The following is a 17,000-nucleotide window of genomic DNA, read 5'->3' on the forward strand; positions in this document are numbered from 1 at the left end:
ACAAGATTGACGATCATAAGCCTGGCTTTTAATTTACCTGATGTAGACTTTGTTACCGCACGTCTTCTCCGGAACGCTACAGATATGGGAAATTTACTAAAGCCTTACTATGGAACTCACATTTCGCACCCTCTCGACGAAAATCGGGAGGATTTTTTCGTTCCGATGTCGAATGAATCCTTGACACACAAGGAACGTAAAGGAGTTTTTCTCTTATGAACGTTCAAGTCAAAAAGGTCTATCGCAATTCTTATTTGAATATAATAAGTGCCCTATTCAAGAAACTGGGTCTGCCTCAATTGATTGACCATCTCGTGCCCGTCGATCCGCAGTGCCAAACGCGAGTCAGCGATGCCGTTCAGGCCATCCTCTACAATGTGTTTGACGGCCGGCAAGCCCTTGTTCACTTGGAACATTGGGCTCAGGAGGTCGATTGTGAGAAACTCATCCGTCCCGATCTCCATCCTTCCTGGTTGAACGACGATGCGTTGGCCCGTCATCTCGATCGCCTGTATGAGGCTGGCATTCACAACGTCATCAGCACTTGCTTGATTCATATTTATCGCAAAGAAGGCCTTTCCCTCCGAGCCTTCCACGCCGATACGACGGACAAGACCGTTTACGGCGCGTATGAATCGGCCTCGTTAGAGGCCTTACAAATCACACATGGCTACAACCGCCATCATCGTTGGCAAAAACAGATCGGTTTCGGACTGGTCGGCAACGAGGACGGCATCCCGTTTTACGGCGATGTGCACGATGGCAACCTGCCCGATAAAACATGGAATCCCGAGGTGCTGTCTCGTGTCCATGAACAGCTGAAGCAGGCCAAAATCGAAGACGAATGGATTTACGTGGCCGATTCCGCCGCGATGACGAAAGAGACCCTGGCGCAAACCAAAGCGGCCAACGCCTTTTTGATCACCAGAGGCCCTTCGTCGCTCCGGATCGTGAAAACCGCGCTGGCCGAAGCGGATGCTGAGGACACGACGTGGAGCGATCCCTTTACGTTGGCGGAGAGAAACGGCGCCACGTACCGGGTATGGGAAACGGCCTCGACGTATGAAGGCCACCCCGTTCGGCTGATCGTTGTTGAATCGAGCGCGCTCGACCAGCGAAAAGGAAAGACGCTTGAAAAAGAACGAACCAAAGAAGCGGAGCTTCTTCGCGAGGAACAAGCCCGTTGGGAGCGTCACCCCTTCTCCTGCCGGGAAGATGCCGAACAAGCCTTGGCGTCCCTCAAGACGTCCCTTCGCCCCCGGTTTCATCGGGTTGAGGCCGCGGTCGAAGAGATCGTACGCCTGAAAAAACGGCGCGGACGGCCGAAAAAAGGGGCGGAACCCGAGGTGGAGACGCTGTATTTCTTGCACCTTGACGTCGAATTCGACCAAGACGCGTGGGAACAGGCGAGACGGAAAGCGTCCCGGTTTGTCCTTGTCACGACCGTTCCGAAGGAATGGAAGGGCCAACCCATGGATGCCCAAGAGATCTTGAAGCTGTATAAAGGGCAGATCTCGGTGGAAATGAACTTCGCTTTTTTGAAAGATCCGTTTTTCACGGATGAGATTTACGTCAAAAAACCAGAACGGGTCGCAGTATTAGGCTATTTGTTTCTGTTGGCCTTGGCGATTTACCGCGTTTTTCAGCGCCGAGTGCGTCAGTTTATTACTCCAGAACACCCGTTGAAGGGTCCTGGAGGCCGCAAGCTGACCCGGCCGACGGGACAGGCGATTTTTCAGCTGTTTCAATATGTGAACATCGTCCTGTTCAAGCTGCCGGATGGGCGCATCCAACGCTCACTGGATCGCTCCCTTACCCCTGATCAGCGAAGGATTCTGCAGGGATTGGGCATGGATGAGAGCATCTACGTGTAACGTGATACGGAACGACCAGCGATGGTAAAAAAAGGATTGCCATCGCTCGTTGTGTTGGCCAAAAAGTTATTCTGAAAAACTAAATAAAAAATCCTTTGTTTTGACCTTGTTAGGGTGCGAAATGTGAGATGGAAATAAAATAGCCGCAAAGTTCAGCAACTTAATAAGGGAGCACTTGGTAATTGCTGTGGAGCTTGTCAAAGCTGCAAAAGCAGGCAATCAAAAAGCTGTAGCAGCTGCAGAGAGAAGATGGTACGCAAATGGAGAAGAAATTGCCGAATTCCTAAGTACAATAAATCCCTATATATCAAAAAATAAATTTAAAGAAATGTTTTTCGAGCATCTGGCACTTACTACATCGGAAGCAGTATTTATACTCCAAAAAGATTATAAATCAAGTATTGCTGTGTTTGATAAAATTGAGGCGGAAGCTTTACAAATGGCGGACACAATAACGGTTGGAATTGTGAAACAATTCCCCAAAAAGTTTCAAATATAAGAGTTACTGATTGCAGAATAAGATAATAAATGGCACTAATTTCAGTGCCTTTTTTTATTAGTTTTTGTGATTTCAAATTGAACTAAACTGCCACGATCGTATTATAAGGTCAGCCAGATATTTCTGGTTGACCATTTTAGCCACCCATGCCGCATTTCGCGGCACCACAGATGATGAAAATGAACTGAATCCGTCCATACTGTTACTACGGTTGGGAGAGGAAGATCGTTTCAAGTTGGTGCCATGAGCCCATCCGTTAGTCTGACTCCAACGACCACGGTGCACCACGGATTGTCGCTCCCTTACGGGAAGCACGCATGGGAGATTTAATTCAACAAACAGAACGTTTCTACCACTATTTTGAACAACAAGAAAAAAGGGTGCATCAAACGCCAGAATCAGTTGAAGCAGTTAGAAAACTGAATGAAGACAGTATCCAGTTGGTGTATGGATTTAGAAATTTCAAAAGAAACCTTCTCATTATGATTATAAATTGTAAAGTTCAGGGGTTTAATTTTTCTCTTCTGGTTGATCATATTGCTCGTGAAGCAGAATATTTTATGAATAGCCTGCAAAAATTTAACAATGGCATATTAGAGCCTATTCAAGACGCCATTATCCATGAGAATGTTTTTTGGCTGCGTATTATGATGGAACATTCCCGTTTTATCACTTCATTACTGGATCAATCTGAAAGAAATTTGGTCATTACTGCACGAAAATTTGGTGACGATTTTAAAACCCTGTTGAACCAAGCTAGAGACGTGGAATCGATGCTTTATCATAAGAAACCGACCTATCCGATCATCGGAAAGATGAATAAGGATAGTGAAAGTGCAACGGAGGAATTAAGAAACTTCAAGAAAGCGGGACTTGAGCTAATTAAAAATTGCCAGATTCGAAACGTTATTAATCCTTTACTAGTTGATCACGTTGTTCGCGAAGCGGAACACTTTTTATTCATGATTCGTGTTCTTGAAGAACGGTTAAAACAAAAACAGAAAGAGGCAAACATATAAAATAAAAGCCTTCTTTTATAAGAGAGCCTTCAGCTTGTCGACAAAGTCGACAAGCTGAACAACTTTTTTCCGATATTCCACCGGAGAAAGATTGTATAGACATTCTGTCTACTTGACAGAGATAAGACCGGTCCTTGTTTCTTTATCTTTTTAGGCGTTCTATAAGCTCTAACAAATTTGTAAATGTATAGTTAGGAGTAACATCAAGAAAGTCCATTACGTTGTTTGTGCGATTGATCCATGCGGTTTGAAAACCAAATTTGCTCGCTCCGGCAATATCCCAAGTATTCGAGGATAAAAACAATACTTCCTCCCGATTTACGTTCAGTCGGCTTACCGCATGTTGATAAGCGGATGGTGAAGGCTTGTATTGTTTTACTTCATCAACACTAATGATGTAATCAAAATACTTTGCCAGCCCTGTATTGTCCAACAAAGGAAGCAGCATATCAGGAGAACCGTTGGAAAAGACGACGAGCGTTTCGTCTTTTAACGCTTGCAACACTTCTTCTACCTCTGGATAAGGCGATAAGAAATGATAAGCGTTTAATAAATCTTCCGCTATTTCATTGGTTAAAGAAACTTGTAACGATTCACACGCAAATTGCAGCGCCTGTTTCGTAATTTCATGAAACGGAATATACGCGCCCATCAGTTGCCGCAAGAAACAATATTCCAATTGCTTTTGCCGCCATAATCGGCTTATTTGATCCCCGCTGTCTGCAAAATATTTAGAGCATGCCTTCGAAACGGAGTAAACATCAAATAATGTACCATAAACGTCAAATATATATGCCTTATACTTCATTTCAACATCCCTCCGTTATCTGATTTGTCAACTAAATTACTCCCTCTAAAGAATCATAACAGTGAAAATGCTAACAGCGAAAAAGATTTATAGTGAAATTAGGATAAAATGATAAAATATTACCTAACTTTAGCATTTAGATGAATAGTCATAGCCACTCTTTCAGGGGAAAATTAAGGAAACATGTTGATTTACGCACAACGTTATTATAGAAAGCTCGCTTGGAAAATATTCACCAAAATTTTATAAGCAAATTTAGTAATAAAAGCTCGCTGGTCATTATACAGCGAGCTCTTATGATGCTTTTGTCCAATTGACTTCTAATTCAATTCCAGCAGCTTTTAAGGTTGTAAATACCGGACAACGTTGATCCGTGATCTTTTGCAACTCATTTACTCGTTCTTGTGTTTCCGATGTTTTTACTTTCGCATGAATGATCACTTTTTCAAAATATGGTTTCACATTCGGATCTCCCATAAATCCTCTCGGATCAAGAATTCCAGTAATATCAAATTCAATTCCTTGAAGATCAAAATTGATTTCTTTTGCGACGAGGTTGGCAATCACATTCTCACATCCAGCCAATGCAGAAAGGAGAGTGGATAATGGGTCCGCTCCTTCATCTTTACCGCCCATATTTACTGGTTCATCAACGATGACCGTATGTTTTCCCGCTTTTGCCACTGTTTGTATTCCGTTTGTTTCAGCCGTAATATGAATTTTCATTTTATTTTCCATTTTTATCCCTCCTTATTTTATTTACGCTGTTAGTATACTTAATTTATGGATGTGTTTCTGTAATCTATCTTACATATTCCACTAACATGGAAACTGTAATGTTTCTTACAGAATGACCGTTATATGCCACCTTTATAAAATGGGTGAACTTGATTTATTCAGCAAAACAGTATTGATCTTATTTGCTGATTCATTTCTTACTCGACATGTCTGATCATGAAGAAGAAAGTTCAACGATCTCGTTCTATATTTTATCCCCTCCGTTATCTTTTTGCATTTTGATTGCTTTTTACTCGATTACCTTCTCCTCTTTTTTGTTGCTGATAAAATTTTATCCCCAACCAAAACATCCTCGCCGGCAATTAACACTGGTGCAACGATGTTCTGGATCTTTTCTTTTAGCTCTTTCGCAGCGATATGATTTTTTAATATGTTGATTTCTTGAAAGGGAATTTGTTCTTTTATTAAATGTGTGCGTGCTTGATGGCATTTATGACATCCATCTATAACGTAAAGAATGTAATTCATTCATAAAACCTCCTAACGATTACTAACATACAGCTTTTTTCATTTCCATTCAGTAAGATGGATTACAGGAATAGAACAAAGAATGCCTATAATGTATAGAGGAAAGGTTGCTTTTAGGAGGTGTGCTCGATTGGATAAGTTATCTTTATTATCGCAAATTAATTTATTGGATGAATTGCCGATGGAAGACTTGCAAGTTATTGATCGAATGAGTGAAATGAAGCCTGTAAAAAAGGGGACAATCATATTATCTCCAGATAAACCGATTGAAGCATTGTTTTTACTAAAAAAAGGGCAAGTGCGTTTATATCGAATGAACAAAAACGGAAAACAATTTACAGTCGACATTTTAGTGGATGGAAATATTTTTGGTGAAACATCTACGTTATCATTAACGGACGATCAAATTTACGCCGAAGCGATGACAGATTCGTATTTATGCATTTTAGGTAAATCTGAATTTGAAAAGTTCATTGAAAAAAATCCGAAAATCGCATTAAAATTTATCAATATTTTATCAACACGGTTAAAAGAACTTTACAGCTTAAGCGAGAAAATCGCGCTTGGTGATGTGAAATACCGAATTTTATACTTGTTATTAAAGCTCAGCGAAAAGACAGGTAGACGAAAAAATGAGTGGCAAACAATTGATATGAAGCTCACACATCAAGATATCGCCAGCATGATCGGATCAACACGCGAAACAGTAAGTGCCATCATCAGCCAGCTAAAGAAAGAAGGATTCATTAAAAAAGGGGAACAATTCGCTATAAATGTTGAAAAAGCAAGTGAAGTGATTTAAAATATTTGGTTCATCACCAAATTTTGTGATTTAGTGACAAAAAAGAGAAAGCACTGACGAGATCCTGGCAATAATGTTAGCGGTGAAATCAACATTAAGGAGGTCTCGTAAGTGCTTTCGATACCACTAGGATTGCCAGAATTTAAAGTGATTAAACAAGAACTTCTTTCCTATGGTTATGCGATTCATGTAGAGAAAACAGAGACACAGGAACGCTGCCCTCATTGTGGGTTTGCCACTTCCTCTGTCCACGACAGACGGACAAGAAAAGTACGGGATTTGGCGATTTTCCATCAACCGGTGTACTTGTTCGTAAAGGTAAAGCGCTATCGGTGCTGGAATTGTTCCCAAGTGTTTTCCGCCTCTTTGGAATCGATTCAACCCAATCAACACTACACCAATCGATTTTGTGAGTACTTGTATGAACTTTGTGAAGGCTCCACCATTCAAGAGGTTAGCCGAAAGCACCGCATCCCATATACGACATTGGAGCGCATCTATTACTTCATTGCATCGAAAAAAGCAAAAGAGCGTCAAACAGCGATAGAAGCATCTTCTCAAGAAGAGATGGTGCTTAGCTTAGATGAAATCGCGGTAAAAAAGGGACATCAGTATGAAACCGTATTGATGGATGCCAAAGCCGGATCGGTCATGGGAATGCATGCCGATCGCCAATGTGACTCCGCCCTCCACTTGTTGAGCCAAAATGTCCTGTCGAAAGAAAGGGTCCAAACGGTGATTCTTGACATGTGGGAACCTTATCATAAGGCGGTTCGCGCCCTGTTTCCATCTGCTTCGATTGTCATCGATAAGTACCATGTGATTCAAAAAGTGACACAAGCCTTGGATCAAGCAAGAAAGGAATTTCCTCCATTGAAAAAGGCTCGATATCTTCTCTTAAAAGGCTGTGAAAAGCTTCGTAAGGACCAACGGCTTCGATTGGACGATATCTTGGAGGAGTATCCGGTACTTTCCATTGCTTATTATCTGAAAGAGTTGTTTCGGGATTTTTACCGAACCGATGGATATAACGAAGCAAAGGAACGCTTGGAAGAATGGATTCAGTTAGCCAAACAGAGCCCTTTTGCTTCTTTTCAGGAAGCAGCCAACACGCTTGAAAGGTGGAAGGAGCCGATTCTTTCCTACTTTTTGTGCCCATATACCAATGCCCGAATCGAGGGGACGAATCACAAGATCAAAAACATCAAACGCCGGGCATATGGCTATCGAAATCGAGAACGGTTTCGTTTGCGTGTATTTCTGGAGTGTACAGGGAACACTACAGGTAGTCAGGCTGCTTAAGCGCTCTCTTCTTCCGCTATCGGTATGATAGTTGGTAGAATGGAACCCGTCAAGGAAAGCACTTGACTGTTTCCATTCTACCAACTTCGTGGTCTGTATGCGGAAGAAGGATCCTGACTGATGAACCGATTTCATCCAGCTAACATATTTCTGGGGTTGAGTGGAAATCACAGAAAATGGTGAAGACCCAAATATTTAATCCCTCCCCACAGTTCTAAAACAGTGGGACGTATATAAATAAGTATCTAGGAAAAAGTAAGGGCTGATCCAAACTGGATCAGCCCTCAGCTTGTCGACAAAATGGACAAGCTGAAAAGAACCCACTATAAGCTCTTTAAAGATGATGGTGATTAAAACATCCATTAATCATTTATTCAGTTTGCGAATCGAGGGAAATGGGTTCAAATGATGAATCAAAGATTTTTCGTTTTTGTCTTTTAGAAAATGCGCCGTCTTCTGAATCTTAAAAGAAAAAGAGCAGCGATTAAGAAGAATGGGATAAATCTTCTTCTTCCAAAGCCGGTGCGAATAAACATTCCTCCTGGTGGTGGATCTCCGTCTATCACTCCTCGATAAATTCTTCCATCACGACCCATAATCTCAACCGGCTCTCCTTGATATCTTCGAACTAAATTTTGCACTTTTTATCCCTCCTTTCCGAAACAGGAGATTTTGGAATAGGAGGTTCATGAACAAGTCTCATTCATTTTTTGTGAATAAGGTATCTTATAGGAGCCGCAGATACAGTGATTTTACGTTAATCGGTATACTTAGACGATAAGGCTTACTTCCCATAATGTTTGTCCCAATAGATATTTTAAAAAAGGACAGATCATTAACCATCTGCCCTTTTCCTTTGCCATACACGAACCCACCTATTCCGATTCAAATGAGGAATTGAAGAGGATGTTTAATGTCAACTTGTGAGGAATTAATAACCGCCTAGTCCCATACACGAACATCCTACAATGATAAGCAAGACGAATAGGACAACAATTAAGGCAAAAGAGCTCATCTATAACACCTCCTATTCTGAATGAAGGGATTGCTAAATATTCAATCCCTACTTTTAAGGTATGTTCTTAAAAAGGGTTAGTTTGGATAAATTCATCAACTGATAAGAAAATTTCACATTTATCTAATAGATATATAGATACTATTTAATTGCATTTCTAATCATCCTAGTTTATGTAAATGGTATATTACATTAAAAGAGCTCAGATCTGGTTTAGATCTGAGCCAAGCTTGTCGACTTTGTAGAAAGCTGGGAGCCTTGGCTTTTTCCAAGGCTCTTTTGTTATTCGATGAAACGAAGATCATGAATTAAAAAATCTTTTTTCATCGGACAGTTAGGAGTGTAAAGAAATTCAGCTAACGATTGTTGTTGGAGTTCGTTTGCCATTGCCCCTTTAAAGAAGGCGATTGCTTCTTTATCATTTGTTGTTAATTTTAAATGTTCCTTGTTTTTCCCGAATGCTTGAATTTGTTTGACTGCCAACGGTGAGCAGTAAAATAACGGCTTTGGAAATGATATTCCGAACGGTTCTAAAGCGCTTAAGTCATCAAAAATATGCATAGGGAACTGATGTAAGGGAATTGTACTAATATATTTTAATTTTGGATTTAGTGGCGGTTCGTCTAAGGCTGCTAGTTGAATCGCTTCTTTAAAAGCATGGATATGGTCGAAATCGAGTGGCATCGAAAAACCAGCAGCGGCTCGGTGACCACCGTATTTGGTTAGGAAATGTGAGCATTTCTTAATCACATTAATGATAGAAAAATCTGTACTATTTACACTTCTGGCAGAACCGGCTCCTGTCAAGGAAATCACAATCGCTGGCTTTTTGAATTTATTTGCTATTTTTGCGGCAATGAGACCAATAATTCCGCTGTGAAAATCATCGCAAACAACAATAACATTTTGTTTGTACCATTGGTTTTGAATAATTTGTTCCTCAATACGTTGGAATTGTTCTTTTGTCATTTGTTGCCGCTTTTTATTTAAAGTAATTAATGAATAAAGATCGGCTTTTGCACATAAAGGGTTGACTAGGATATCGACAGCTTGGTTTGGATCACCAATTCGTCCCGACGAGTTAAAAATCGGTCCAATTTGAAAGCTAATGGTGGAACTATCGACATATTTAATTCGTAACATCTCAAAGAGTTTTTTTAATACAGGGATTGGTGTATAATTCATTTTCTGCAATCCAAGTTTGCAAATAATACGATTTTCTCCTTTAAGAGGCATTAGATCCGCAATCGTACCTAACGTGGCAAACTCAATAAATTCGTAAACATGTTTATCCCAAGGAATTTTTCCTGCCATAAATAGTGCCTGTACGACTTTTAAAGCGACTCCCGCACCTGCCAGATGCGGGAAAGGATAAGTGTTGTCATGACGCTTTGGATTAATAAACGCATAACAATCGGGATGCGGACCTAAAACTTCGTGATGATCCGTAACAATGACATCCATGCCTCTTCTTTTTGCCACTTCCATGGCAGGGTGGGCGCTTGATCCATTGTCTACTGTAATAATTAAAGTGGTGTCTTCCTGAACTTTTTCCATTGCTTTCGGTGATAAACCGTAACCTTCGCTGCGAAGCGGCAATCGATAATGGACATCTGCTTTAAATTTCTTTAAAGCCTTATACAGGATAGCCGTTGCTGTCATTCCATCTACATCATAATCACCATAAATCAGAATTTTTTCTTTTTGTATCAAAGCTTTAATAATGCGTATAATCGCTTTTTTCATGTCATTCATGAGAAATGGATCATGAAAATCATCGATGGATGGAAATAAGAATCGTGATACTTTTTCGAAATTGTTGATGCCGTGAATAAACAAGTAGTGCATCAGTACAGGTTCGATATCAAACTGTCTTGCCATATAGGTGATCAAAGCTTTATTTGGATGTTTTTCTAGTGGTGTATCAAACGGTACCCAATCCATACTTACCGTCCTCTCGTGAGTTGTAAAACCAAGCATATTTTTTGGCTTGAAAAACGTTTAATGTTTGAAAAAATCGGTCGGATGGGATGTTTTTTGTTCCGTAGTATTCTTGGTAAAAACGTACAAGGTACTCTGGAGGACGGTTATATGTTAAATACTCTCTGTAAAGATCGATTGGTATTGGGAATGCGTTTTCGTATTCAATTCCTCCTTTTGACAACACAAAATACAACTCAAATGGCGTGTCGATTTCAAGCGAACTCATTACTTCTTTATAAAAAATGACACCAGAATTTTTGTAAGAGATCAGTTCTTTTTTTAGATGAAGCAGATTCTGAAATTGATTAGTATCGAGCAATTGGCGTAAGGTGATCGGTTTCATGCTGTCAACTCCATTTACTGAATGTTTAATACGATTTCAATATCCCTTTCATCAAGTAAAATCACTTTTTCAACAATCGTTTTAATGAATGATTTTGCTTCCGGGACTGGTAAAACATCGATTGCATCGATCACATTGTTTATTTTTTCTTTCACCATTGCTTCAAGCTTTTTTACATCCATGGAAGAAGCAGTTTCCGTTTTTTGAGCTTCTGCAATGATTTGTTCCATCCGCTTTTTTTCTTCATTTAAATCCTCTAATTCAATGAGTCCTGCCGTGTATGCTTCCACTTTTCGTTTATAACGATTTTTGGCAGAACGAATTTTTTGCTCGATTGTGCTCTCTTCATTTTCAGCAGCCTTTTGAATAAGATGAGGAATCATTTGGGAGTTAATGGAATCGGCTAACTTTAATAACCCATGTTTAAACCATGATTCCACATCGTCAGCACGATACTGTTTGCTTGTACACGTTCCTTTGTTTTTGTTAGCAGAACAACGATAAACGCGATAGCGATTTTTCGCTGAACCTGACCAACCAATGCTCATTCCTGAACCACATCTGCCGCATTTTAATAGTCCACCAAGCAAATGCGGACTTGTCTGTGCTCGAGGTGCCATTTGTTTTTTATTTACTCTTTTTTGTACTTGTTCCCATGTAGCTTGATCAATAATAGCTGGACAAGCATCTTCAAGGACAACCCAATCAGTGTCATCTTTTTTTACCCGCTTCGATTTGCTGGAGTCGATACGGTTCCAAACTAAAGTTCCTTTATATACGGGATTCGTAAGCATTCGTTTAATAGCCCGAATTGACCATTCCTTTTTTTGACGGGAAGGTATTCCTTCTTCATTTAGCTTTTTAGCAATCGCATAGTAGCCAAGCCCTTGATTGAGATACCAATCATAAACGTTTCGAACGATTTGTGCTTCCGGTTCATAAATAACTAATTCTTTATTCTGTAACCGATAACCGTAAGGGCTTTGTGTTAACCATTTTCCTTGTCTGGCTGCGTGTAGCATGTTTTCAAAAACACGTTCCCGAATTCGTTCCCGCTCAAATTCAGCAACTGCACCTAAAACCTGTAAGGTGAGACGACCGGATGGAGTATTCGTGTCAAATGATTCACTAATCGAAATAAATGAAACGTTATATTCTTGGAACATATCAATTAATTTTAAAAGATCCAATAGCCGTCTGCTCAAACGGTCCAATTTCGTGACTAATATTTTGGAAATCGTCCCCTTTTTTACTTCCTTTAATAAACGATTTAACTCCGGACGATCAAGATTTTTAGCGGAATAACCGTCATCGATAAAAAGTAGAGGTTCTTCACTCCATCCCATGGCTCGACAGTATGCTTTTAGCCGTTCTTGTTGTTCATCGAGCGAAACCCCTTCACGGGCTTGTTCATCGGTTGAAACGCGACAATATAAAGCAATCGATCTTTCTTGAAAAGTGTCTTTCATACAGATTGCCTCCAACTCTGTTTGTCCCATATCCCATATATATGTTTGGATGAACCAAACAATGAGTTTGACCAATTAACAGGGTTGTCCTATCCCATTCTTCGCATATGTATGAGCAAAGGGGGAATACCGATGGAAGATGTGAAAGTTCGCTTCTCCGTAAATAGCAGTTTAGGAAAATTTTCATTTGACGACATCCACGATCTTCACAGCCACCCCGTTGCTCAAATGATCCAAGAAAAAATGGTTGCATGGGAACGTGAGTTCAAAGGAATCGCAATTCATCACCTATTGCATAAAGAAATAGGTCAGGAACAAGCAAAACAGATTCAAGTTGCCTTCCAACAAAAAGAGAGCCAACCGGTTGATGGTTAGGCTCTCCTTTTTTGTTAATTTTATTCATTATTATGAACATGTGTTTATTATGATGAATAAAATTACCAAAATTTGTTCATCATAAAATTAGCGAGTGGAGTTTTCATTCAAAAACAGACGAACTCCTCGCTCCAGTGTGGAAAGGAGGTAATCAGCGATTTCTGGGTGTTTTTGTTCCAATTCCTTTAGTTGTTGCATGACATGTTGGATCCGAATATCGAATTCACTGTCACTGGAATGCGTTGTTTCAACAGGAAGGAGTGAGAGTTCTTCTTGAAGTTTTTCGAGAAGTGAAAGCTGAATGGTATCTGTTTTACCGGTTTCTAGGTTGCTGAGATAAGCGGGAGAAACATTTAGTTTTTCGGCAAAAGCGTTTAAACTGATTCCTTTCTGTTTTCGTAATGTGCGAATACGTTGACCAATATGCTCAAGCATCAAAAGTACCTCCCAGGTTCTTTTCATTTTGGGTACCAGCTTCATGGATAAGGTGTACAAGAAATTCTTCCTTACTAAATTCCATGAACGGAATGAAGATTCCTTTTTAAAATTTTAATCGATGCATGAAAGGATGATGACAAATGAAAAAGAAAAAATGCCAAGTAGTTTCTGTCCAATATATCCATGATCCAGAAGCAGCAAATAAATGGATGGAACTCTACATGGAAATGGTAAAGAAAAGCATACTGAACGGAAGAAATTCTAAAAGTTAATTTTTTCTCATAAGAATGTCCTAGAAAGAAGTGATAAGGAGGTAACTCGATGAGAACAGTGGCATATTATCGGAGTTCCACTTCTCTTCAAGAAGGATCCGTTACAACTCAACGACAACAAATTCGAGAATATGCATTAAAGAACCATATTTTGATCGATGAAGAGTACGAAGATGAATTTGTTTCAGCTAGGAAAAATTCAATCAAAGAACGTCCCGGACTTCAACGGATGCTAACGGATATTCGGAAGGGGTTGATAAACCACATATTGGTTTATAAACGTGATCGTTTAGCAAGGAAGTTAGAAGAACATATTGAGCTTTATCAGTTATTTAAAAAACACAATGTACAAGTGACATTTGTCGCAGAAAATGAACCTTCGATGAGATTTGACGTAATGGGAGAATTATTTGAATTATTCATTGGCGTCATGAATCAAAGAGAGGGACAACAAATTAATGAACGGCTAAGGGATACAAAAATAGCGAATTTTAAATCTGGAAAATCGATCGGACGTTTACCTTATGGATATAAGACAGATTCGAAAAAGACACAAATTATTCGAATCGAGGAAGAGCTTAATATTGTAAAAATGATCTTTTCTGAATGGCTCACAGAAAAATATAAAAATACAAATGAATTGCTGAAGTATCTCAAAAGCCAAGGAATAAAAAAACGTGGGAAGGATTGGACTGCTCAAGAGATTGAAAAAACTCTTACGCAGCCGATGTATATGGGGTTACGGATTAAAAAGTTTGATGACATTAAAGTTTCCCGTTCTGTAAAAGATTTAGCGGTTATCACTCCGGAACAATTCGATAAAGCACAGGAGCTATTGGAAAAATCAAAAACTCCAAAAGCAGAGCCAAAAAAGTTTGATTATCTTCTAACAGGATTCATCTTTTGTAACAAGTGCGGTTCCCCTTTAGTGGAGAAGGTACGGCAAAAAGATGGTGTTCCGTATGCAACGTACGAATGTAAAGAACATAAGGAAATTATCGAACAAATCGATGTTGAAAATAAGGTTATTTTAAAAACGATTGAATTTTTTAATGCATTGTTAAAATCAAATTTCAAGGATTTATATACAAGATATGCAAAAAGAAACATTCAACAACTAAATCTTCTTATAAAAGAACTTGATCGTGAATTAAAGTCACTGGAAGACAAACTGATTCAGGAAACCAATAGATATCTTATGCAAGAGACAAAAAAGAAGGAAGAAACCATTATCATGTTGCAGCAACAGATTAACGACTGCAAAAACAGAAAATTAGAGGCTGAATTACAAAAAACTCAGTATCAAAAAATAAATGAGGATTCAAATATGTTAAAAATGCAATTGCGAAAAGAAGTATTTGAAAAACTTGATTTTACTGAAAAACAAGTGCTACTGAAAGAGTTAATTCGTGAAATCCTTGCTGACGCACAAGTGATAAAAATTGTTTTTAAGCATCCATTTTTAGAAATTAGCGAGGTGGAAGTTTGAATCTACAAGAATTTTTGAAAAAGCCAGGGCTTAAAGCCGCGTTTTATGGGCGTTATTCAAGTGAAGATCAGGATATTGAAACGCAAAGAGCAGTATGTCAGGAATTTGCTAAGGAGTACGGAATCAAAATTGTTCGTGAATATTTAGATGAAAGCATTTCTGCATTTAAAAAAACAATGGATAAACGTAAAAATTTGAATCTTATGAGAGAAGATGCAAAAAAGGGGCATTTTGATTGCGTTTTAGTTTATAAAGGGGATCGTTTGGCAAGACGGATTGATCAACATTTAAAAATATGGAGTGAGTTTCGCCAGCTGAATGTCCCCATTATACTCACTCATTCTCGAGATCTTTACACAAAGGACGACATACAAACGTTAGTCGTTGAGATGGGCATGAGTTCATTCGAATCAGAAAATAACAGTATTCGTACCCGGGATTATTATATTACACATACCAAAATGGGTAAATGGCTTGGCGGTACACTACCATACGGCTATCGTTACGAGGATGGAGAAGATGGAGAAAAGAAAATTGTTCAAAATGCTTTAGAAATTGAAAAGGTAAAGCAAATTTTTCACTTGTATATCAAGGGATATGGGTTTGAAAGCATAGCCAAGCAGCTGGATAAACAATATCCTGAAGATCGGTGGATTAAAGAAAAGATAAAATCGATTATTACGAATCCGTTTTACGCTGGATTTACAACCAGTCAGCGGATAAAAACAGGATCGGGAAATTCATTGCGACCGAGAAAAGAATGGGTGATGGGAAAATGCAAAAAAATTCCTCCTGCCATAACGGAAGAACTGTGGAACTTGTGTATGGATTTGTATGAACGTAAAAAAGAAGGGATATACGACTCCAAAAAATTTACTACTTGTTTTTTGTTTCGGGACGTTCTGTTTTGTAAGACTTGTGACGTACCGTTGAAAGGAAAAAATTATACATCCGGAAAGAAGAGAAAAGATGGAACAAGATATGGGGACAGGAAATATATATGTCCAAACTGCAAATATAAATGGAGTGAGAAGGAAATTGATGAATTTTTAATCCAAGATATTCTTGCGGGATTACATTATAAAAATTTTGCCTATAAAAAAGAAGATGTTCATCGGAATGAAGTTTTAACAAGAATTGAGAAGGATATTGCGAAAATAAAAAACACGATTAGCAATTACGAAAAGGAACTTCAAAAATTCCATGAACAATTAAATTTGGTTGATGCAAAGCAAAAACAACTGATGGAGGAAAATAATGAGCCGACTGAATTGCAGAGAGCGTTGGTTCAGTATCGAATCAGCATTCGAAATAGAATGACGGAATTGGAAAAAGAAATTGAAAAGAAACAAAAAGAAATAAATACAATGGAAAAGACATACGCTGATTTCGAAAATTGGAAAGACAAGATAACGGAGTTATTTTCATTCGAGTATGATTTTAATCAAACAGAGTTCCGCCGTCTCATACTGTTATTGTTTCAGAAAATCGAGGTGGATCAGGAGTATCAATTTAACTATATCGCAAGGGTTGATTTAAATGAACGCGGTACGATTCAATTGGGATTTTAAATCTTTGAACAAGGGGATTTCGTTGGGAACCCCTTGTTTTTTATTTTGTCGCTAAAGTGATTGAAGTAAAGTCACATGGTTAATTTTATGATTGTAAATTTACCTTGATCAAAGAGTAGATTAGTTGGTTCGTAATAGACAAGCGTAATGGTTCGGTTTTGTGGTAGTACCAGAAAAAGTCGAAGGATTTTTGGTTCGGTGAGGAGGTAGTTAAGGGATCCCTCAACTATCCCTTTGCCGAACTAAGTTGGACAAAAAGAAGGCTTGTCTTCTTTGATATCAAGGGATTTCGAACTTTTTGTAATTCCGTGAATTCACGTTTGCGATCGGAAATTCGGTGTCGGGGTAGTAATAGAAGTAAAGGAGTTCGGCGATGACGTGCTTACTCTAGTAAATTTATGTTTGTAATATTAAGTAATACTAATGGCTTGTCCAAACAAAAATATAGATCCTCCTATTTTAGGTTATTTTAAAT

At 38.9% G+C, this 17,000-nt stretch carries 17 protein-coding genes and 1 pseudogene; 9 read left to right on the forward strand and 9 right to left on the reverse strand.

Features of this window, described 5'->3' with window-relative positions; all coding sequences use genetic code 11:
- Positions 1-215: 215 nt before the first annotated feature.
- The 3 genes and pseudogenes from GT3570_RS02810 to GT3570_RS02820 all read left to right on the forward strand — a co-directional run bounded on the left by GT3570_RS02810 (position 216) and on the right by GT3570_RS02820 (position 3,392).
- Entirely contained in the window at positions 216-1,874 is a 1,659-nt protein-coding gene (locus GT3570_RS02810) for an IS1634 family transposase (RefSeq protein ID WP_062898409.1), read from the forward strand.
- A 148-nt stretch (positions 1,875-2,022) separates the two neighbouring features.
- Positions 2,023-2,373 (forward strand): annotated as a pseudogene (locus tag GT3570_RS02815) (acetylglutamate kinase); the annotation flags it as partial.
- A gap of 317 nt (positions 2,374-2,690) precedes the next feature.
- Entirely contained in the window at positions 2,691-3,392 is a 702-nt protein-coding gene (locus GT3570_RS02820; RefSeq protein WP_318258077.1) for a DUF2935 domain-containing protein, read from the forward strand.
- Positions 3,393-3,534: 142 nt separating this feature from the next.
- Here the strand turns inward: GT3570_RS02820 and GT3570_RS02825 are convergent, their stop codons facing one another.
- The 3 genes from GT3570_RS02825 to GT3570_RS02835 all read right to left on the reverse strand — a co-directional run bounded on the left by GT3570_RS02825 (position 3,535) and on the right by GT3570_RS02835 (position 5,466).
- Positions 3,535-4,200, reverse strand: a complete 666-nt coding sequence (locus GT3570_RS02825; protein WP_062898410.1) for a haloacid dehalogenase type II — start codon at positions 4,198-4,200, stop codon at positions 3,535-3,537.
- Between the two features lie 294 nt (positions 4,201-4,494).
- Complete coding sequence (locus GT3570_RS02830) at positions 4,495-4,938, reverse strand: OsmC family protein (RefSeq protein ID WP_062898411.1); 444 nt, start codon at positions 4,936-4,938, stop codon at positions 4,495-4,497.
- A gap of 297 nt (positions 4,939-5,235) precedes the next feature.
- Complete coding sequence (locus GT3570_RS02835) at positions 5,236-5,466, reverse strand: glutaredoxin family protein (RefSeq protein ID WP_062898412.1); 231 nt, start codon at positions 5,464-5,466, stop codon at positions 5,236-5,238.
- 130 nt (positions 5,467-5,596) lie between these two features.
- Here GT3570_RS02835 and GT3570_RS02840 point away from each other — a divergent pair, with 130 nt between their 5' ends.
- Together GT3570_RS02840 and GT3570_RS02845 are read left to right on the forward strand one after the other, a co-directional pair.
- Positions 5,597-6,268, forward strand: a complete 672-nt coding sequence (locus GT3570_RS02840; RefSeq protein ID WP_062898413.1) for a Crp/Fnr family transcriptional regulator — start codon at positions 5,597-5,599, stop codon at positions 6,266-6,268.
- Between the two features lie 111 nt (positions 6,269-6,379).
- Positions 6,380-7,570 (forward strand): ISL3 family transposase, encoded by a 1,191-nt coding sequence (locus tag GT3570_RS02845; RefSeq protein WP_011229816.1) that lies wholly within the window; start codon positions 6,380-6,382, stop codon positions 7,568-7,570.
- Positions 7,571-8,007: 437 nt separating this feature from the next.
- Here GT3570_RS02845 and GT3570_RS17700 read toward each other — a convergent pair whose 3' ends face one another.
- The 5 genes from GT3570_RS17700 to GT3570_RS02860 form a co-directional block, all read right to left on the reverse strand.
- Positions 8,008-8,211, reverse strand: a complete 204-nt coding sequence (locus GT3570_RS17700; protein ID WP_082816470.1) for a hypothetical protein — start codon at positions 8,209-8,211, stop codon at positions 8,008-8,010.
- Positions 8,212-8,501: 290 nt separating this feature from the next.
- Positions 8,502-8,585: a YjcZ family sporulation protein gene (locus GT3570_RS17705; protein WP_082816471.1), complete on the reverse strand. Its 84-nt coding sequence runs from the start codon at positions 8,583-8,585 to the stop codon at positions 8,502-8,504.
- A 282-nt stretch (positions 8,586-8,867) separates the two neighbouring features.
- Positions 8,868-10,529 carry a single-stranded-DNA-specific exonuclease RecJ gene (gene recJ / locus GT3570_RS02850; protein ID WP_062898414.1) on the reverse strand — a complete coding sequence of 554 codons (1,662 nt, stop codon included), beginning with the start codon at positions 10,527-10,529 and terminating at the stop codon, positions 8,868-8,870.
- Complete coding sequence (locus tag GT3570_RS02855) at positions 10,510-10,911, reverse strand: hypothetical protein (protein ID WP_062898415.1); 402 nt, start codon at positions 10,909-10,911, stop codon at positions 10,510-10,512. The genes recJ and GT3570_RS02855 overlap by 20 nt, the downstream gene beginning before the upstream one ends.
- Before the next feature lie 14 nt (positions 10,912-10,925).
- On the reverse strand, positions 10,926-12,380 hold the full coding sequence (locus GT3570_RS02860) for a recombinase family protein (RefSeq protein ID WP_062898416.1): 1,455 nt from the start codon (positions 12,378-12,380) through the stop codon (positions 10,926-10,928).
- A gap of 132 nt (positions 12,381-12,512) precedes the next feature.
- Here GT3570_RS02860 and GT3570_RS02865 point away from each other — a divergent pair, with 132 nt between their 5' ends.
- Positions 12,513-12,755 carry a hypothetical protein gene (locus tag GT3570_RS02865; RefSeq protein ID WP_062898417.1) on the forward strand — a complete coding sequence of 81 codons (243 nt, stop codon included), beginning with the start codon at positions 12,513-12,515 and terminating at the stop codon, positions 12,753-12,755.
- 87 nt (positions 12,756-12,842) lie between these two features.
- Here the strand turns inward: GT3570_RS02865 and GT3570_RS02870 are convergent, their stop codons facing one another.
- Entirely contained in the window at positions 12,843-13,190 is a 348-nt protein-coding gene (locus GT3570_RS02870) for a helix-turn-helix domain-containing protein (RefSeq protein WP_062899082.1), read from the reverse strand.
- Positions 13,191-13,333: 143 nt separating this feature from the next.
- On the opposite strand from GT3570_RS02870, the gene GT3570_RS18975 reads away from it, so the two are divergent.
- The 3 genes from GT3570_RS18975 to GT3570_RS02880 are packed head-to-tail and all read left to right on the forward strand — an operon-like array spanning position 13,334 to position 16,525.
- Positions 13,334-13,465: a hypothetical protein gene (locus tag GT3570_RS18975; protein ID WP_318258078.1), complete on the forward strand. Its 132-nt coding sequence runs from the start codon at positions 13,334-13,336 to the stop codon at positions 13,463-13,465.
- Between the two features lie 49 nt (positions 13,466-13,514).
- Positions 13,515-14,954: a recombinase family protein gene (locus tag GT3570_RS02875; RefSeq protein WP_062898418.1), complete on the forward strand. Its 1,440-nt coding sequence runs from the start codon at positions 13,515-13,517 to the stop codon at positions 14,952-14,954.
- Positions 14,951-16,525, forward strand: coding sequence for a recombinase family protein (locus tag GT3570_RS02880; protein ID WP_062898419.1), 1,575 nt, complete (start codon positions 14,951-14,953; stop codon positions 16,523-16,525). Before GT3570_RS02875 ends, GT3570_RS02880 begins: the two co-directional genes overlap by 4 nt.
- Positions 16,526-17,000: the final 475 nt, after the last annotated feature.

Origin of the sequence: Geobacillus thermoleovorans, from assembly GCF_001610955.1 — a bacterium.
GTDB classification, from domain to species: domain Bacteria; phylum Bacillota; class Bacilli; order Bacillales; family Anoxybacillaceae; genus Geobacillus; species Geobacillus thermoleovorans.